We start from the raw sequence: 19,335 nt of genomic DNA, 5'->3' as shown, positions 1-19,335 counted from the left end.
ATATTTTCCTTATGCTTGTGATAAATATTCCTGAATCAATGCCAGCAGCTCTTTGACTTGGAATTTTTCGGCTAAAACGAGTATTTTTTGGGCAAAAATCGCGTGTTCTGGATTCGCTGTTTGAATTTGCTCGGCAATCTCGATTACTGTGTCCAAATCGCCTGCTTCAGCTTGTTCGTTTAACAACTGCAAAATCTCGATCGCCGGAATCTGCATTTCATTTGGCATCGGATTTTGCGCTTTTTTACCCAGAGTTATTGTGTCGTCATATACCCACTCCAGTTGCAAATATTTTTGAAGTAAGCCGAGCAATACATCTGCTTGCACTGGTTTTGGCAAAAAATCATTTCCGCCTGCATCCAAGCTCTTTTGGCGATCGATCTCAAACACGCTTGCAGACGACACTAACACGATCGCATCTCGCAGTTGAGGATGAGCGCGGATTTGGTGTAAAAACTCGAATCCGTCCATCACCGGCATGGCTAAATCCGTGAGAATTAAATCCGGTGCGGTGGTTAAAGCGATCTCGAGTCCTTCCTTACCATCAGCCGCTTCAATCATCTTAAAGCCGATCGGTTCTAGCAAGTTCACCAACACCCCCCGATTTTCCCACCTGTCATCCACCACCAAAATTTTGCGTTTTTCACCTTCGTAACCCAAAACAGCCCCCTGTTCGACGATTCTCGAACTCTCGGCCCAATTTTGCGCCTCCGGGAGCGACACTTCAAAGGAAAAAATACTGCCCACTCCTGCACGGCTGTCGATCGCAATTTCACTCTGCATCAAACCCACAATCTTTTGACTGATCGCGAGTCCCAATCCGGTGCCTTCCGATTGTTTTTTCAGCTCACCTACTTGCTCAAAAGGTAGAAATATTTTATCAACTTGTACTGGTGTCATTCCCGGGCCTGTATCTTCAACTCTGAACCTAATTTTGTATATTTTTTCAATTCCATCTAACGGAGAACTTGAATCTGGAAACTCAGCATCTTTAATTACATTAACCTGAAATATCACTCCGCCTGTTTCCGTGAACTTAACCGCATTTCCCAGCAAATTCAACAGCACTTGCCGCAAACGTTTCTCGTCAGCGCAAACCCCCGTCGGGAGTTGCGAATCAATCTGCAAATCAAAGCTAATTTCCTTTTCCTGGGCGCGAATCATGCAGATTTCGGCAACACCTTGGATGAATGAAGGTAGGTGAAAGGCAGTGGAATGCAATTCGAGTTTCCGGGCTTCAATTTTCGACAAATCCAACACATCATTAATCAGCGTTAGCAGGTGCGAACCGCACTGATAAATAATATCAACGCCGCCGCGTCCTTTTTGCGTCATCGGTTCGCTGCGCTGGAGAATTTGCGCGTAGCCTAAAATGCCGTTGAGGGGAGTTCGCAATTCGTGGCTCATGTTAGCCAAAAATTCGCTTTTGGCGCGGTTAGCACCGTCTGCCATTTCTTTGGCAATTTTGAGTTCGACGGTGCGTTCTTCGACGCGCTGTTCGAGCTCCGCGTTGGTGTTTTCGAGGGTTGTAAAAGAGTCGCGCAGTTGCTGCGCCATATCGTTGAAAGATTCCGAAAGCACACCCAGTTCATTCTTACCGGAGAATTCCACAGTGCGATCCTCTTCGAGGGCTTCGCTAACGAACTTTCCGGAGGCGAGATCCTGTGATGCTTTGCTCAATTTTGCGATCGGCTCAGCAATCACGCGGGAAGTATAAAAACCCACAATCGTCGCCACAATTAAAGCGCCGATACAGAATAGAATCGTGGTGCGAGTATTAGCATTAATTTGCCCCATAAAATCGGATTCAGGAACCGCCACAACTACCAACCAATCCAATCCCCACTCGTCTTTCCAGGGTGAAATTTGGACAAACTGACGCTGACCTTTCCACATAAATTCAATCTGCTGACCTTGTTTGATTTGAGAAAAATTCTCAAAGCGATTCTTCAGGTACTGAGCAGTATTAGCAATTAACAAATCGCTGCTGTTAATTGCCGCTAGTCGCTGCGCTTTTTCGCTGACAATTGTGAAAGGTTTCTCTAAACTGGAGGAGGCAACAATCAGCCCGCTCCGTTCGATAATGAAGATTCTACCGGAACGACTAACATTTAAATTACGCAAAAAATCGCTAATTTGTGTAAGGCGTTGGTCAACTCCAATTACGCCAATTAATTGCCTATTTTTATTGTATACCGGTCGGTTTGCCGCAACAGAAAGCGTGTAAGGTGGAGACTGCCACTGATAAAGGCTCCATGTGGGTTTTCCTGCTAGAGCTGTCTGCACGTACCACCCTTCTTGTTTGGCAATATATACTCCATTATTAATAGCAAGATTTGTACGATTTCCGTTTGTGTCGGTGTTGAAAATATACCAATTACGGTTGGCATTGCGTGACAGAGAAACTTCATCAACAGTGACGCGATTGTCTTCAAAAAAACGCCCAGCGCCTGCAAAATCACCAGAGGTAAAAGCAAAGCCAATATAGCCGAAATTGTAATTTTGCAACTGCTGCCAGAAAAACTGTCCTAGCTGTTTTGAATTCTGGTAGTCTAGCAATCCGAGATCGACAGCATCGCCGTTGATTTCTGCAAGATGACGCGCTGTATTGAGTTGGCTGTCTAGATGCTGGTTAATGCGGCTGCTGACTTCTGTCCGCAGTTGAGATGCCAAATCGTTGACTGCTTTCTGTCCGTTGCGAAAAGACAAGTAACCAACAATGCCGACCGCCCCGATGATTTGTAGTACGAAAGGGACAATTAACACGGTTCGCAGCGGTACATTACTAATCAGTTTATTGAGGATTGAAGGCTGGGGTGATGACATAGGGCAACTCGTTATCGCAGTGAGGCGGATATTATTTTTGTTCGACTACACTTAGGCGAGCTGTTTTTTTATAGACATCGATCGGGCGATCGCTCTTATTTTAGTATCACCTAATTTGTGGTTATGGATCGATATTAACCCAAAAATGGTTTAAGCCAATATTTTTTGCAATTAATTTAATACCTCGCCCGCACAGCAGGACTTCTCTAAGCTTCTCTAAGTTCATCGGAGAAACGAGGTTGATGAGGTAAGCGCGTCCTCTAAGTCTTGTTCGCGATTTCCTGCTAAATAAATATCAGGAGATTCTCGTAGGATTTTTGCCCAATTGATACTTGAGTGTTAGTGACGAATACTTAAGTACATAGACTCAGATAAGTGCGATCGAGAGTTGTTTGGGGCGATCGCATATTTAAAGTAAAATAAAAGAGAGAGTGCGTGCAAAGTGCCTCTTCTTGTTGATCGCCACACCTAGGGATTAGGACATCTGAGTTTCAAAAAGTCTGCTTTGATCCAACCTTTGTACTCACTTGCTCTCAATCTTGTCGTCAAATACCAGACATTTCCTTCACTATCTTTGCGACTGAGTGGAGATACGACAGCACTTTTATTTTGGTCGTCATTGGCGACAATGACTAGATTTCCTACCGAGACAGTGCCTACAACGCTAAAAATGCTTCCCGCACCCGATCTGATATTAACTTGTGAGCCAATATCTTCACCTACAATATCGGCGACGCAGCTTTTGTCTGTGATGGATTGAGCGCTTGCACTCTTGGGAGTGAAGATAGCAAGAGTGGCGATTTCTATAAGCATGAGAACGCAAATTTGTACGGGTTTCATCTTTGATACCAAAACTGATTTGTGAGATTAATACGAGCGAATTAGGTTAGATGGTGAGATGGAATTGCACAATGTTTGCGATCGCAAACTCTGTATATTGCCGTAAATGCGGTGGATGAAACGCCAAAACAATCTCTTCCCGCGAAACCCCAGCCTGCAACAAATCTGTCACCACCCCATCTTCTGTCCAATCCTCCTCAATCCAAATTTTGCCATCCCGCAATCGCACGTGAATAGTATTGACCTTAATCCGTTCTTGTCCCTCCCAACCCATTACCATCAATAAATAATGGTCGTGCCTTTCGTCAAAAATCAGCGCACTTTCTAGCGTTAAATCGGTAGATTTTGCGTCCAACTCATAATAATCAGTTAAAACTTTCCGAATCAAATGACGATAATAATCTAATTTTTCCATCGCTCAACTACCTCCCCTTCCGGGTCAAAAACTAGCAATTTTACTCGATTAGTTTCAACAATTAATTTGGCAATTTTCTTCTGAAAGCCACCGTTATAAACTGTGTTGGCTATGGCCAAATACAACTCATACTCGGATTGCTAGGCTTGTAAGATATTGCGGTAAATGATATACTGCCCTACAGCGCCTTCTAGATCGTTCATGAAAGATCGCCCTAAAAAACTCTTCACCTCAACAATAATTTTTCGTCCCTGCAATTCTGCTGCGATCGACTTTTCGGCCGCAATATCTGGATAGAGTTTATCCCCGCCATATTCCAGCACATAGTTTTCAGTAACTATCAGCCAGCCATCTTTAATCAGTGCTTGCTTGACTGCATCATGGTAGATATCTTTAGCTGGCATCGCGAGACGAGGTAATTTGATATTCTACATTTTAACTCAAGGGATCTCGCCCGGGAGGTGCATCCCAAAGTGCGATCGCACACCCCATCCCCACAGCCCGCCACAGACGCAAGAATCGCCGCCAGCCAAGCCTGCAAATCCAATTACTGCCGGATCGGATCTCGAAGTACCCGAGATCGACTAAAGTAAACACAAAATATTATTGGCGGTGATTTGAGTGATTGAGACTTTAGCAACAGGAATCGCAGCAGCCGGTTCGCTGCTAGCATTGGGCGGATTGGGCCTAGAGTTGAACTATCGCCGGACTGGGAGTCCAAATAAACTAGAACTTACAGCCGGAGAATGGCACTTAGCCATAAACGAACCCAACCGATATCTTTTGGTGGGAGAAATGGAGTTCCGCAACCTGACACAGCGGTTTGAGGTGATGTTGCCAGATGTGCGCGCACAGGTGAAACTGCTGTCAGATGCAAGTTTGGATGGCGTCACTTCCCAGACAAAAGTGATTCCTTGTCACGAAGACGCAAAAGCAAGAGCAGACGATTACTGGTTCGGCTATATTGTTAAAGCCAAAAAAACCACGAAAATTAAAGTTTCTGTAGAAATTCAAGGGCAAGATTTAAGCAAATTGCAGTCAGCTTGGGTGCAAATACATTTCATCACCTACGGCCCGGGCGGGCGCATCCCCAAAGTCCGCAACGTAGTAGTCCCGCTGCAATTTCCCAACTCCGACACCGTACCCACCGCCCGCAATGTCGGAGTTGCCGAAGTCTTGCCAATTCGCACCCACATACTGGCCGAACTAGACGATCCGGTCGAAATTGTCAAGCGTTACGTGGTGCCGCGCGCCCAGAAAGGCGATATTGTTGCTCTGGCAGAAACTCCCCTAGCTTTGATGCAGGGGCGCTACCGCCATCCCAGCGAAGTCAAACCCGGATGGGCAGCCAAGCGAGTTTGCTTGTTTTTCTTGCCCACGTCGAGTTTGGCCACAGCTTGCGGAATGCAGACATTGGTTGATGTAGTCGGCCCAGGGCGCGTAGTCGCGGCATTTGCGATCGGCGCTGTGGCTAAAATATTGGGTAAACCGGGAGTCTTTTACCAACTAGCAGGAGAACAAGCCAGGCTGATTGACGACGTTACGGGAACTTTGCCTCCCTTCGACCAATTTATTGTCCTAGGCCCGGACAATCCCCAGCAAGTTGTAGAAGAAATCCAACGAGAAACCGGACTTGCCGCAGCGATCGTAGACGCTAACGACTTGAAAGCAGTTAAGATATTAGCAGCGACCTCCGATTTATCGGTAACATTTTTAGAGCAAGCCTTGCACAGCAACCCAGCCGGGAATGCTGACGAGCGAACACCGGTCGTATTGATTCGACCTCTGCCGAGCGAAATCTTGAGTTGAAAACTGAAAATTAAAAATTCAAACAAATGATTTGAAATTTTTAATTTTAGATCGACCGAGAAAGGGTGAAGAATTAAAAGTTCTAAGTTTTGAACTCAAAAATCAAAACTTCCCTAACTCTTCCCCTTTCTTAAATATCTTTGATTTTTTAATTTTTGTTGTCCTGTTTCGTGCTATTACGGTTCTCAACTTTCGTGAGGGACTCGCCAACCAATAACCAATAACCAATAACCAATAACCAATAACCAATAACCAATAACCAATAACCAATAACCAATTTATACCTTACTTGAGAATTTCTATATGACTTCATTTAGCTCTCAAAACCAAAACCAGGTTGTGATTCGCCAGTTTCAGTACCGCGACATCGAGGCGATGGAACAACTGTGCACGGAAACAGCCGAAAATCCAGAAAACCGCAAGGGCGCAAGCTGTGACTTGGTACTGGGTAGAAAATTGCAGCAGATTCGTCGGTGGTACGGACTGCTGAAAATTTTTAGCTTGTTTCCAAACACTGGCCAGTCGGTATTTCGCGCCCACGTTGCTGAAGAAGAGGGTAAAGTTAAAGGCATAATTCAGATTTCTCCTTTCAACCGCACCCGCAGCACTTGGCGGATCGATCGCATCGGAGTAGACCCAGAAGCCCGGAGCAAAGGCATTGGTTCAATGCTGCTGCGGTACTGCTTTGAGGCAGTCTGGGAAGCACGGACTTGGCTGCTGGAGGTGAATGTCGGCGACAAAACCTCCCTGGCTTTGTATCGGCAGAACGGGTTTCAGCCGTTGGCCCAGATGACTTACTGGACGATCGCCCCGGAACGCCTGCAATTGATGGCAAACTCAACGCCAGATTTGCCCAACCTGCTGCCGGTGAGCAACGCCGACGCTCAATTGCTGTACCAACTCGATACCGCGTCAATGCCGCCCTTGGTGCGCCAAGTATTCGATCGGCACATTCAAGACTTCAAAACCAGTTTTTTCGGCGCTTTAGTCGAAGGTGTCAAACAGTGGCTGGGAAAAACAGAGGTAGTCAGTGGCTACGTATTTGAACCGCAGCGCAAAGCAGCGATCGGCTATTTTCAGGTGCAGCTATCCCGCAACGGCCACCAACCGCACGTCGCCCAGTTGACCGTACACCCGGCATACACTTGGCTGTACCCAGAACTGCTATCCCAGATGGCGCGCCTGGTTCAAGACTTCCCAGTTCAAAGCCTGCAAGTAGCTTCGGCTGACTATCAACCCGAACGCGAAGCTTATTTAGAGCAATTTGGAGCCGTGCGCGTGGAACACAGTTTGCTGATGTCTCGATCGGTGTGGCACAAATTGCGCGAGTCCAAATTAGTCTCTCTCGAAGGACTCCAACTCTCAGAAGTGTTGCAGAGCTTCCAGCCAACTCGCAAACCAGTACCGGGCAGAATGTCCTGGCTCGGCCCGATCGCCCCTGAAGCAACAGCAAGACCCGTTTCGTCTGAAATCAAACCATTTTTGGCGGAGTCTGGAAACGGTAAAGCCGATCGAATTAACCCCTTGAACGACCAAAATTCCGAATCAGCAGCAACAGAGGCCAACAGCATTTTGCCTCTGAAGTTGCCGGAATTGCCTCAAGACGGCGCGCCAGAATAGAAATTAATTCCCGATCGAATGTCCGCTAGATGAATCGCATCAAAACGGTTTGTAGTGAGGACGACCGTCCGCAAAAAACAGAGGACTAAAGTCCTTACTACAAACTGAAAAAACTCAACTTTTGTGCTTCTTCCTTCGCGCTTTTGACGATGCTTAATTTTTTGTTTGTAAGTAAATCTAAAATCTAAAATCTAAAATCTAAAATCTAAAATTGATTGATGTCCAACCAAAAATTATGGATTTCAGCCCTCGGATTAGATATCGGCAGCAAACGAGTCGGCATCGCCGGGTGTGACGGAACAGGTTTAATCGCTACGGGGATTACTACTCTAGTGCGATCGTCCTTCGATCGCGATGTAGCTTGTCTGCGAGAGCTCGTCCGAGCGCGCGGAGTGAAAATTTTGGTTGCAGGCTTGCCCTACTCCATGAACGGAGAATTGGGCAATCAAGCGCGACAAGTGCAGAAATATGCTGGCCGCATCGCCGAGGCCTTAGAACTCCCCCTAGAATACGTAGATGAGCGCCTGACTTCGGTTGAGGCAGAGGAATTGATCAAAGCACAAGGGATTCCGCTGTCACAAAATAAGGGATCGATCGACCGCAAAGCAGCGGCCCTGATTTTGCAGCGGTGGTTGGACAGCAGAAGACAAAATATCGCCTCCGTTCCCAATCTTGATACTCCCCAGGGCTGAAGCCACGGGGATTCTTGAATGAATCCGAAAACTCTCAAAGGCGTTATCAAAGCACATCTATACGCTCAAAACAACTACCAGTATAAAGGGTATTGCAATTGCGCTTACTTTTAAATTGTGTTTGCTTTCATAATCCATCACAATGCCAGATAGGTACGCTTCACACTCTGCCATTACTTGTCAGTTATACAGGCTTACTACTCCTCAAGGAGTGTGGTGGCTCACTGTGCCGGGATTTCTCCGATACTAGAGTGTTTCAACACATAGATGGTTGTTTTACTTGCAATCTAATTCTAATCCAACCTTTCAATCAGTTGTGTAAAGAAATATTGAAGGCGGTTGAAACCGCAGCCGACTTCCTCCCCGTGTCTAAAGCCAGGGGCACGCCGGGCTCGTTTTTCGGTGATAGCTTTTAACGAAGGCGTGATATCCTAAGTTGTGCAAGTTTGCTACGCACACCTGTAACCGTTGACATACTTGAGAAAATTTCGCTGTACCCTCGGTACTGAAGCAGCACAAAATTGTGATTTGTCTTCAGTATCGCTCTGGACTCGACTGAAATTTAAACGCTGCACTCTCCGCGTGGAAAATGCCGCGAGTCTCGCGGTTTAAGCTTGTGGACTGGCGATCGCCCGCGCCACCAGAAGATCGAAGATGAAAACTCCCAATTGTCAAGCAAACATTACTGAAATATTGACGGAAAATTAAGATAGACGCGATGTCCTCATCCCCAAACCGCAAAGAGAATGGCAGTTCCAACGAAGAGTCCGTCACCCTGACGGATGAATTAGGGCGCTCGCTCACTTGCAACATAGAGCATTCGATGAACCTAGAAGGTCAAGAATACGCTTTGCTGATTCCGATCGACTCTCCGGTAGAAATTTTTACTTGGCACGGAGACGAAACTGACGAATCAGCAATTCCTGTAGAAGACGAGACCGAAATTGACAAAATTTTTGATATTGCTAAAGTTGTTCTGCAAGAGCAGAACTTGACACTCCGGCGCACGGCGGTGACACTGACTGTGGTTGGCGAATTGCCGGAATTTCCCGAGGAGGATTTGGCGCCGGAGGCCGATGCTGATGAGGAGTCGGACTTTGAGGAACTGATGTGGCTGACCAGCTTCTATCACGAAGAACAGGAATATGCCATTTATACGCCTCTGGACCCGTTCTTTATCTTGGCTCGAATCAATGATGACGGCAAGCCAGAATTGCTCTCGGAAGAAGAATTCCAAAGGCTGGAACCGATGTTGCCCATGCTAGAAGACCAGTTTTTTGACGAGCTTGATTAGCTCTAAATAGCAGGCTGAAGACCAGAGGGCAAAAAGCAGCATTTTTTACGATTTTATTAAAAGTAAACTGCTCGCCCGAGCGAACTTTTTCTCTTATGGCCGCTTCTGCCTTCGCGATCGGGCTTTTGAATTGGGCCACATGAATAGAGTCTTTTAAAGGGCTTGTATTCGTAACTTTTCGGTCATCAATCGCAGGTCATCAGTCATTAGTCGCTAGTTAACCCTCGATTATCCAGGACAACGGACTATGAGCAAACAACAACTGACAAAAAGCAGCCCGCGAGAGAGCCGAAAAGCTACTCCGCAATTTTCTAAATGGTTGTTTTATCTGGCCTTGCTGCCAGTAATTTGGGGAATTTGCGCTTGGCAGGGCTGGGCTTGGTGGAGCTGGGCTTCTGCCCCTCCTAAAATCGCTGAAACGTCAACTACACCAGGAGATGAGGCTGCTGTGACAGTCCAAATCCCCCCCGGTACTTCCAGTCAAAAAATCGGGCAGGATTTGGAAGCTGCGGGCTTAATTCGATCGGCAGGAGCATGGAATATGTGGGCCCGCTGGCTGACGATGCAAAACCGCGACGGAGATTTTAAAGCCGGAACTTACCAACTGTCGCCGACTCAACCTCTGAGTGCGGTAGCTGAGAAAATTTGGAAAGGTGAAGTCGCACAGCAGAGTTTCACGATTCCAGAAGGGTGGTCAATGCAACAAATGAGCGCTTATTTTGAAGCCCAAGGTTTTTTCCCGGCTCGGGATTTTTTGGCGGCGGCGAGTCAAGTTCCCTACGCTAAGTACCCTTGGCTACCGAGCGGCTTGCCTCATTTGGAAGGGTTTTTGTACCCGGATACTTATCAGCTAGACGGCGATGCCGTTAGCCCGGAAGCTGCGATCGAACAAATGCTCGATCGTTTCGAGCGCTTGGCTTTACCGGTATATCAAAAAAATCAGAACAATACTAAGCTTTCTTTAAAAGAGTGGGTAACGCTGGCTAGTATTGTGGAAAAAGAAGCTGTGGTGGCGAGCGAGCGCAATCTCATTTCAGGGGTGTTCAACAACCGTCTGAAAAATAATATGCCCTTGGGATCCGATCCTACAGTTGAATATGCCCTCGGCATCAGGCAAACTAAGGAGAAGCCTTTGACTTTTAAGCAGGTGGAAACGCCTTCTCCTTACAATACTTATCTCAACGTAGGGCTGCCACCAACTCCGATCGCGTCTCCGGGAATCGCCAGTTTGTCAGCGACTCTGGTTCCTGAAAATACGGAATATCTGTATTTTATGGCTCGGTACGATGGCACTCACATTTTCAGCCGCACTCTGGCGGAACACAATGCTGCTGTGGCTCAAGTTGACCAAAAAGTGCGATCGGGTCAATAGATTGGCAATCACTAACACATAAGTAAAAAGTAACAAAGCAAAAGCAATAACGCTCGCTTTTGATTTTTTACTTTTTAAATCTTTAACTTCCAATTTCTTATTTCTCGATTCTTTAATCTAAAATCTAAAATCATTATGACTTGGGGTAAACTATTACAGCCTGACTTAGTTTTAGGCAATTCGATTGTGAATTTAACGGCAGATATTCTGCAGGAATATCAGATTAAAGGATTAGTTTTGGATGTAGACGAAACTCTCGTTCCGATTACATCAATGAATGCTTCTCCCGAACTCAGCCTGTGGGTGGAAGAAATTAAACCGATAGTATCGCTGTGGTTGGCGAGCAATAATTTAAGTGAAACTCGGATCGGTAGAATTGCTGAGTCTTTGAATCTACCTTACATCACGGGTGCTGCTAAACCGTCGCGCCGCAAGTTGCGAAAAGCTGTGACGGCGATGAATTTGCAGGTGGAACAGGTGGCGATGGTGGGCGATCGGCTGTTTACTGATGTTTTGGCCGGCAATCGTTTGGGTATGTTTACTATTTTAGTCGAGCCAATGGTTGATGCTGGCTATGCGCTTCGCAAGTATCCGGTGCGCTCTTTTGAAGTATGGGTTTCTCAAGCTTTGGGGGCATCTCTGAAAATTAAAGATTAGTCATTAGTCAGTAGTCAGTAGTCAGTAGTCAGTAGTCAGTAGTTAGTTGTCATTAGTCATTGGTAACTGGTTAGTAGTTAGCAGTCATACCAAATTCGGGTTTTGGATACCCTTTATGAACCAGTCGGCGCAGGCCGACATCGTTTGTGTAGACGCGGTTTCAACCGCCGAATCATATATTACCCGGATTTGGTATCATCAGTGATTAGACATATCATAAAAAGCCTGTTTGGAACAGGCAGGATGCCTGTTCCACAATAGTTATTGGAGAGGTATATTAGTAATTAATTTGAAATATTGTTTATGAATAGGCCGTTTGGAACTCGATCGCAATTAAATAAAAAAGCTCTGATTGTCATAACAAATAACAAATAACAAATAACAAACAACAAATAACAAATAACAAATGACTAAAACTATTGTTGTTAAAATAGGAACTTCGACCCTGACTCGATCGACTACCGGAAACTTAGCTCTCTCAACTATTGCTGCATTAGTCGAAATTTTAGCAGGTCTGCGGCAGATCGGCCATCGAGTAGTTTTGGTTTCTTCTGGTGCGGTTGGAGTGGGCTGCGCGCGCTTGGGTTTGACGGAACGCCCGCGAAATATTGCTCTGAAACAAGCTGTGGCTGCCGTGGGCCAAGGGCGGCTGATGCGCGTGTACGATGACTTGTTTACTACTCTACAACAGCCGATCGCCCAAGTATTGCTCACCAGAGGCGATTTAGTGCAGCGCAACGGTTATGTTAATGCTTGCAATACGTTTGGGCAACTGCTACGGTTGGGCGTGATTCCGATCGTCAACGAGAACGATACTGTAGCGGTAGACGAACTCAAATTTGGCGATAACGACACGCTTTCGGCGCTAGTAGCGAGTTTGGTAGAAGCAGATTGGCTGTTCGTGCTCACAGATGTCGATCGGCTGTATTCGGCAGATCCGCGCAGCAATCCCGACGCGCAGCCGATCGCCCTAGTCCAAAATATGGCACAGCTCACAGAATTTCAGGTAAAAACAGGAGATTCCCGCAGCGGTTGGGGAACCGGCGGAATGGTGACCAAAATTGAAGCCGCCAGAATAGCCACAGCATCGGGAGTGCGGACTGTCATCACAAACGGCTGCTTTCCTGGTAATATCGAGAAAATACTTAACGGAGAGTCGATCGGCACTCAATTCGAGCCGCAACCTCGCCCTGTAAACGCTCGCAAACACTGGATAGCCAACGTGCTAATTCCAGCAGGAAAACTGTATTTAGATGCCGGTGCTGTCAAGGCAATTTCCCACAGCGGAAAATCCCTGTTAGCGGCCGGTATTGCGCGAGTAGAAGGAGAATTTCAAGCTGATGATTCCGTGCAGTTGTGCGACACAGAAGGCAAGGAAATTGCCAGAGGACTTGTGAATTATAGCAGTTTAGAATTAACACAAATCCAGGGCTGCAAGTCAGATAAAATTGCTAAAATTTTAGGCTATGCAGGCGTAGAAACAGCGGTACACCGAGATAATTTAGTAATTGTTTGAGCGTTATGGCATTTCGATATCTCATTTGAGGTGGTGTCGGGCATCGGGAATCGGGAATCGGGAATCGGGCATACCTCACGACGCGATCGAACCGCTATAGACATCTCCAATAATGATTGTAGAACAGGTCGGACAGCCTGTTTTGAACAGGTTTATGTGCAGATGACTATTGACAAACATCCAAACAGTCGAAAGCGCGATCGATCGCAGAAATTGACGACACTTGCAGCACAGTATTACAAGAATTTGTTTTGCTGTGTCCGAACAGCTCTTTCATCGCTTCTGTAAATAATTCAAATACATTTTCTACTAATTCTAAAGCTGCTTGCTGTTCCGACTCAGTAAGTTCTATCTCCGCCAAAACCTGCAACATTTCAGGTGTATTTAAAATGCGCTCATTTTCCAAACCCACATAACCTCCTCCAAAATAAACATATTCTTTATTGGTAACTTGTTGTAATTCCATTACCACTGCTAGCGCCGCCTCAAAAAAAACTGTGGCGGTTCCTTGCAAAACTTCGACTAACACCAGTTTCTGAACCGGAGAGGCTTTCCAAGCGTAGCGTTCGAGCACCGAACACAGCGATCGAGTTTTTTGAGTTTCTTCACCCCAAAGCAATCTGAAGTCCCCGCAACTCATTAATTGGTTAAATCCCAATGTCTCTAAATGTTGCAGATACCCGTGCCAATAGTAGTTTTCTTTATAAGTATACTTGTTAATCAATTCCTGAACCTTGTTGTTGCTAGAAGATTCTCGGAGGACGTACTTATTCAAGTCGCTCAACCCCACAGCAAAAGGAGCGAGTAAAGGTGCAAAAATTAGTCGTTGATTCGGGTGAATGTGTTTATTAGCTAAAAATTCAAATAAAGGCAATTTTGTGAATAGTTGCTTTTTTTTGTCGATGAATGCTACAATCTCTTTCATAGTTTCGTGCCACAGTAAGAGTTTTCAATACAATGTTAGTACCTCCCTTAATTATCTATCTGGTCAATCCCAAATATTTGTGTTTTAGATCGTAGATATTTGTAATTAAAATCGCACCTAAGCGTGTTTTTAGTCACCAAATATTGTGATTTGGATCCTAGCAAGTTTCAAAATAGGAGTAAGTTGCAGCTATCATCACCCAACAGATAAAGGTTCTGCGTAAATTTTAAAATAACTATTTTATATTTTCAGAATTGCCTTTAGGTGCATTCTGAGCTACTCTGTCTTTTGGATCGGTTAAGAAAATAATAGGAGTTAATCTTGGAACGGACTTTTTTAGCGATTAAGCCCGACGGCGTACAGCGCGGACTCGTCGGCGAAATTATCGGTCGTTTTGAAGCCAAAGGCTTCACGCTAGTTGGGATGAAGCTAATCACGGCGAGTCGCGAACTAGCCGAACAGCATTACGCCGTACACAAAGAAAGACCATTTTTTGCGGGACTGGTAGACTTCATCACTTCCGGGCCGATGGTGGCGATGGTGTGGGAAGGATCCGGCGTTGTGGCCTCGGCGAGAAAAATGATTGGCGCTACAAATCCTCTGAATTCTGAACCGGGAACAATTCGTGGCGATTTGGCTGTGAATGTCGGCCGCAATATCATTCACGGTTCTGATGCTGTGGAAACTGCGAACCAGGAAATTAGCCTGTGGTTCAAAGCTGAAGAATTGAGTAGTTGGACTCCTTGTTTAACTCCTTGGATTGTGGAGTAGTTTTGATATTCTCCAAAAAATCGCACCTCAATCCCAGAAACCGGGTTTCTTTCTAGATTTGTGGTACTAAACCGAGATTTGTCGCAGAAACCCGGTTTCTGGCCGCCTCCCAGAAACCGGGTTTCTTTCTAGATTTGTGGTACTAAACCGAGATTTGTTGCAAAAACCCGGTTTCTCGGCGGCGAGAAATCAACCCGCCCCGGATATTAACAAAGTTAATTCTTCAATAACTTCATCCCCATTTTCACCTTGTCGAAAATCGTCTTTTGCGAGACGCAAGTAATCAGACAAAGCTTGCCGCAATTCAAAGTATCGCGGCGGACTTCCTGGGCTTTTTCGCCATACCAAATCGCACGGGCGCTTTCCTCTTTCACGTTTCCAATCACCGGAAACTCATCGCACAATTTCACGTCGCCGCGCGTATCAATCCAGTAATTACGCAGTCCAACGCGACAAGGACGAGTTGAATCGGGAGCTTTTTCTTCTGCAAAGTGAGGCACCATCAAACGCAATACTTCATCGCTGTTCATAATTGGCGCGCCATTTTTCTTCATCTCAATTAAGCGCTCAATGACTTGTGAAAATTCCTCCACGTCTTCTTTTTCAATCCACAATTCCGAGTAGGTTTCTGGTGTCCAGCGGTTGACTGGTTGGAAGTTCACCGTCGTCGCTCCAATTCCCTGAGCCCAGGTTACAATTTCCTCTAGGTGGCGGAAGTTGAGCCGATTGATAGTGGGTTTGACGTTGATGGGAAACAGGACGTTTTGTTTTTCTTGTTCAGCTCGCAGATAACCGATTCCTTTGGAAAGCCGATCGAACAATCCGGGTTGACCGCGCAAATAATCGTGCAATTCTGCATTCGGCCCGTCAACGGACATATTCACATTAAAAGGACGCGCCGCCACAGTTTTAGCAGCATTTTCCTTGGTCATGCAATAACCGTTGGTGGTTACGCCGGCGTGAATGCCATTTTTGTTGGCAAAAGCTAGCAAGTCTAGAAAACCTTTTTTAATATAAGGTTCGCCCCCGCTAAAGTTGATGGAAAATTCGCCGACAAATTCTTTGACGCTCAATAAGGCTTTTTCCCAATCTTCGATCGTCATTTCGTCTTTATATTCTTTGAGCCGCCAATACTCGCACTGGCGGCATTTAACATTGCAGTGTTCGTTAACAATTCCGTAAAAAGTGACTGGGGTTGTCACGTCGAATCCTGTATTAATCCTGAGCGATTAGGCTACTGCACTCTTGGTGTGCTTGACGCCCAGTCTGGATAATGTTAAAGCATCCATGTCTTGTTTTCCTTACGTGTTCTTACTTAAGTTGATTTATTGAAGTGATTTCTCAGTGATTTTTATACGTATGATTACGTATTGCTCGTTACGTATTCCTTGCGAGTACGTATGCACCATCCTAAGTGTTGGTTCTGGGTATGGCTAGATGGTTTTCAAAATTTTATAATATGAAGAGTTGTAACATATCAGTATTTCTAATCTGTTTAGCCATACTTGTTGTTAAAACATCAAATATGCTTAATACTTGCCGAAATATATGAGTTTGAAATGCACTTAAATAGATAAGTGTAGTTTTTGTGTAACTTTGTTGTAAACAAACTTAATACTGCGTGTCAGTAAAAATACTTAACTAAGCGACATCAATAATTTATTGTTATAGTGAAACGATCGACCGCACAGCACTTGGCTTTATACAAGCTTTACAATCAGAGAAAATTTAAGTATTTCAACCGCAAAAAATGGCGACAAACATGGGACGATATTTGCAGGTACTGAAATTGTTTTGGGGTGCGGCGATCTCTGCGGAGCTCGAATACCGGATCAACTTTGTCCTCGCAGCCCTCAGCAGCCTCGGAAACCTGGCTGGTAGTTGGTTCGGACTGTTTTTGTTTTACCGTACAGGCTACAGGTTTTCGGGCTATTCATGGGAAGAAGCTTTAGTTGTACTCGGGATTTTTACGATTTTGCAGGGGTTTTCCTCAACTTTTTTGGCACCGAACCTCAGCCGTATTGTCGATCGAGTGCAGCAAGGTACTCTGGATTTCGTACTTCTCAAACCCATCAATTCCCAATTCTGGCTGTCTGCAAACACAGTTTCTCCTTGGGGAATCCCAGATTTAATCTTCGGCGCGGCACTGCTGCTGTATGCTGCTAATAAGTTGGAAGTCGGAATTGGCAACTATTTTTTAACAGCAATACCGCTGTTATTCGGAACTGTTACTCTTTACAGTATCTGGTTTATGTTAGGTGCAACCAGCATTTGGTTTGTCAAGATTTACAACGTTACTGAAGTGCTCAGAGGATTGTTGGAAGCGGGTAGATTTCCAATGGCAGCTTATCCCGCAGCTTATCGATTTTTCTTCACTTTTGTAGTTCCCGTTGCTTTCTTGACTACTGTGCCGGCAGAAGCCATGCTGGGCAGAGGTGAAATTGTTTGGATCGCAGGGGCGGGTGTTTTGGCGATCGGGCTGTTATTTTTCTCCCGCTACTTCTGGCAATTTGCACTCCGCTTTTACACCAGCGCTTCGAGTTGAGTAAGCAGCTAAGGTTGGCAGCGCAGCAAGAGATTGTCTGTGATGTTTGAGGGGGAGAGGGGGAGAAGGTTTGAGGAGTGGGGAATAGTCGATCTGTAAATTCAAATACGGTACAGCTTACATAAAAAATATAGAAAAAAATCTGCCTCTACTTATATTCGGAAAAAAAAATGTAAAATTTCAAGATATCCTTGAAATCTAAACTCTCAAGAAACTACGGAAACGAGGGCTAACGAATGAAAACAAAAAAACTGGGAAACACTAATTTTAACATCGGCGCGATCGGTCTGGGAGGTATGCCGATGTCGTTAAGCGGCCGGCCGCCTGAATCGCAAGCAATTGCGGTAATTCATCGCGCCCTGGATTTGGGTGTCACGCTGATTGATACGGCAGATTCTTACTGCGAAGATGAATCCGACAAACACCACAACGAGCACCTGATTGCTAAAGCTTTGCAAGAGTACACCGGAGATATTCGGGCTGTTACTGTCGCCACTAAAGGCGGCTTAATGCGGCCTCAAGGTGCTTGGACGCGCAACGGCAATCCCCACCATTTGCGCCAGACAATTCGGGAAAGTTTTGAAGCGCTTGGCGGCGAGAAGCCGATCGACCTTTGGCAGTATCACTCGCCCGATCCGGGCTATACAATCGAAGCAGCCCTAGCACCGGCAAAAGAAGCAGTAGAAGCAGGAATGATTCGATTTGTTGGAGTTTCCAATTTTTCTGTAGAGCAGATCAAACGCGCCCGCGATACAGTAGAAATTGTCTCGGTGCAGAATCAGTACAATCCGTGGCACAGACAGCCGGAATCCGACGGCGTACTGGAATATTGCGAAGCAGAAAAACTGACATTTTTTCCCTGGAGTCCTTTGGGGGGAAGCCGCCGCGTCACCAGCTTGCAAGATATACCTGCGATCGCCAAATTAGCGGCAGAAAAAGAGGTTTCAGTTTACTGTATAGTATTAGCTTGGTTGATGGCAAAATCTCCTTGCGTCGTGCCGATTCCGGCTGCGACAAAAATATCGAGTATCGAAGACTCCGTGCGGGCGATCGAAGTTAAATTAACTGACGCGGAAATCCAACAAATAGCCGTAAGTTAAGTAGATAAGGGCAAAAAAACAAGAGAACAGGCTTTCGGGCCTGTTCCACAAAGAGAATTTTATAGTGGGGAGTAGGGCTCGGCCCCCGCTCCCGCCCCTGAAAGCGGGATTTAATTCGTAAACTTACAGTTTTTGAGGAAGTTGGTTTTATGGAAGTCAATCCAGTAAATGTCAGTCAAGATGTACCAATCGAACATCAAAACGTACCTGTAGCCCATGAAGGACTGCACAATTTTTTATACAGTTCCGACTCAGAACACAGCGCAGTCGCGGCAATTCCGGCATTAGAAAATGACGGAACGCAAATAATGGCGATCGATACGTGGCGAGATTTGGCAACTAACGCCAAAGTCGCCGGTGTTTATGCCGTAATCGACAATTCCCATCAAACTCAGTATATAGGTTATTCGCGAAATATCCTGCTTTCTCTCAACGGTCACATCGCCCAAAATGGCAGCGAAAATTGTGCATTTCTGCGCGTGCAAACTTTCAAATTTCCCAAGCGGGAAGAAATGGAAAACTTGCGCGATTCTTGGATAGCAGAACTCGGCAGCATTCCCCCTGGAAACGGCGCAGACAGCGAAATGTGGGCGAGTACGGTAGGTGCAGCAGCCCGCGCTGCTATGTCTGCTGACGAACAAAAAGCTTATGAAGAAAAGAAGCTAAAATTGCGTAAAGCAATGGCTGATTCCACTCTTACCAAAGAGTTAGAAACAGCAACAAAAAGTGATGCAGAACGCGGTAAGGATTTAGAATCTGCGGTTGACAATGATGATTGGAGTGCTGTGATTCAGTCGCAAACCCAAGAAACAAAATCTGCTTCCTAAAAAGGTTTGTAGTGAAGACTTTAGTCCTCAATTATAGTAAATAAGGACTAAAGTCCTTACTACAAACTTTTTCAAAAGCAATCGACTAGGCATGATATCATGACCGCGGACTAATGCTAAGGTGCG

At 45.7% G+C, this 19,335-nt stretch carries 16 protein-coding genes and 1 pseudogene; 11 read left to right on the top strand and 6 right to left on the bottom strand.

The genetic code is table 11. From position 1 onward, the window contains the following. Positions 1–9 precede the first annotated feature (9 nt). The 4 genes and pseudogenes from IQ270_RS00650 to IQ270_RS00635 all read right to left on the bottom strand — a co-directional run bounded on the left by IQ270_RS00650 (position 10) and on the right by IQ270_RS00635 (position 4,485). On the bottom strand, positions 10–2,826 hold the full coding sequence (locus IQ270_RS00650; RefSeq protein WP_193970979.1) for an ATP-binding protein: 2,817 nt from the start codon (positions 2,824–2,826) through the stop codon (positions 10–12). A 468-nt stretch (positions 2,827–3,294) separates the two neighbouring features. Further along, the gene (locus IQ270_RS00645; RefSeq protein WP_193970977.1) at positions 3,295–3,666 is read right to left on the bottom strand and encodes an SH3 domain-containing protein; all 372 of its coding nucleotides are present in this window, start codon (positions 3,664–3,666) and stop codon (positions 3,295–3,297) included. Between the two features lie 46 nt (positions 3,667–3,712). Next, entirely contained in the window at positions 3,713–4,081 is a 369-nt protein-coding gene (locus IQ270_RS00640; protein ID WP_193970975.1) for a XisI protein, read from the bottom strand. After that, positions 4,069–4,485: pseudogene (locus IQ270_RS00635) on the bottom strand (XisH family protein). The gene IQ270_RS00640 and the pseudogene IQ270_RS00635 overlap by 13 nt, the downstream one beginning before the upstream one ends. 217 nt (positions 4,486–4,702) lie before the next feature. Here IQ270_RS00635 and IQ270_RS00630 point away from each other — a divergent pair. The 7 genes from IQ270_RS00630 to proB all read left to right on the top strand — a co-directional run bounded on the left by IQ270_RS00630 (position 4,703) and on the right by proB (position 13,041). After that, positions 4,703–5,890 (top strand): F420-0:Gamma-glutamyl ligase, encoded by a 1,188-nt coding sequence (locus tag IQ270_RS00630; protein ID WP_193970973.1) that lies wholly within the window; start codon positions 4,703–4,705, stop codon positions 5,888–5,890. Between the two features lie 303 nt (positions 5,891–6,193). Then, a complete protein-coding gene (locus IQ270_RS00625) occupies positions 6,194–7,510 on the top strand; it encodes a GNAT family N-acetyltransferase (protein WP_193970971.1) in 1,317 nt (438 codons plus the stop codon). A gap of 218 nt (positions 7,511–7,728) precedes the next feature. Then, entirely contained in the window at positions 7,729–8,202 is a 474-nt protein-coding gene (gene ruvX / locus IQ270_RS00620) for a Holliday junction resolvase RuvX (protein WP_193970969.1), read from the top strand. Between the two features lie 718 nt (positions 8,203–8,920). Next, a complete protein-coding gene (locus IQ270_RS00615; RefSeq protein ID WP_193970967.1) occupies positions 8,921–9,496 on the top strand; it encodes a DUF3727 domain-containing protein in 576 nt (191 codons plus the stop codon). Positions 9,497–9,743: 247 nt separating this feature from the next. Further along, complete coding sequence (gene mltG / locus IQ270_RS00610) at positions 9,744–10,868, top strand: endolytic transglycosylase MltG (RefSeq protein ID WP_193970965.1); 1,125 nt, start codon at positions 9,744–9,746, stop codon at positions 10,866–10,868. A 135-nt stretch (positions 10,869–11,003) separates the two neighbouring features. Then, positions 11,004–11,525 (top strand): YqeG family HAD IIIA-type phosphatase, encoded by a 522-nt coding sequence (locus IQ270_RS00605; RefSeq protein WP_193970964.1) that lies wholly within the window; start codon positions 11,004–11,006, stop codon positions 11,523–11,525. 406 nt (positions 11,526–11,931) lie between these two features. Then, on the top strand, positions 11,932–13,041 hold the full coding sequence (proB, locus tag IQ270_RS00600; RefSeq protein ID WP_193970962.1) for a glutamate 5-kinase: 1,110 nt from the start codon (positions 11,932–11,934) through the stop codon (positions 13,039–13,041). 166 nt (positions 13,042–13,207) lie between these two features. On the opposite strand, the gene IQ270_RS00595 is transcribed toward proB, so the two are convergent. Then, positions 13,208–13,966, bottom strand: coding sequence for a hypothetical protein (locus IQ270_RS00595; RefSeq protein ID WP_193970960.1), 759 nt, complete (start codon positions 13,964–13,966; stop codon positions 13,208–13,210). 321 nt (positions 13,967–14,287) lie between these two features. Between IQ270_RS00595 and ndk the strand changes: the two genes are divergently transcribed. After that, the gene (gene ndk, locus IQ270_RS00590; protein ID WP_193970958.1) at positions 14,288–14,737 is read left to right on the top strand and encodes a nucleoside-diphosphate kinase; all 450 of its coding nucleotides are present in this window, start codon (positions 14,288–14,290) and stop codon (positions 14,735–14,737) included. 215 nt (positions 14,738–14,952) lie between these two features. Here the strand turns inward: ndk and IQ270_RS32165 are convergent, their stop codons facing one another. Beyond that, positions 14,953–15,939, bottom strand: a complete 987-nt coding sequence (locus IQ270_RS32165) for a radical SAM protein (RefSeq protein WP_339384134.1) — start codon at positions 15,937–15,939, stop codon at positions 14,953–14,955. Between the two features lie 548 nt (positions 15,940–16,487). Between IQ270_RS32165 and IQ270_RS00580 the strand changes: the two genes are divergently transcribed. The 3 genes from IQ270_RS00580 (at position 16,488) to IQ270_RS00570 (ending at position 19,209) form a co-directional block, all read left to right on the top strand. Beyond that, positions 16,488–17,282, top strand: coding sequence for an ABC transporter permease (locus IQ270_RS00580; protein ID WP_339384133.1), 795 nt, complete (start codon positions 16,488–16,490; stop codon positions 17,280–17,282). Between the two features lie 236 nt (positions 17,283–17,518). Then, positions 17,519–18,382, top strand: coding sequence for an aldo/keto reductase (locus IQ270_RS00575; RefSeq protein WP_193970956.1), 864 nt, complete (start codon positions 17,519–17,521; stop codon positions 18,380–18,382). Positions 18,383–18,531: 149 nt separating this feature from the next. Then, positions 18,532–19,209 carry a GIY-YIG nuclease family protein gene (locus IQ270_RS00570; protein WP_193970954.1) on the top strand — a complete coding sequence of 226 codons (678 nt, stop codon included), beginning with the start codon at positions 18,532–18,534 and terminating at the stop codon, positions 19,207–19,209. The last annotated feature ends 126 nt before the right edge of the window (positions 19,210–19,335 follow it).

Source organism: Microcoleus sp. LEGE 07076, from assembly GCF_015207455.1.
Lineage (GTDB): Bacteria > Cyanobacteriota > Cyanobacteriia > Cyanobacteriales > Microcoleaceae > Microcoleus.
Note: the sequence above shows the minus strand (reverse complement) of the source record. Positions and strands in the feature narration are given on the sequence as shown.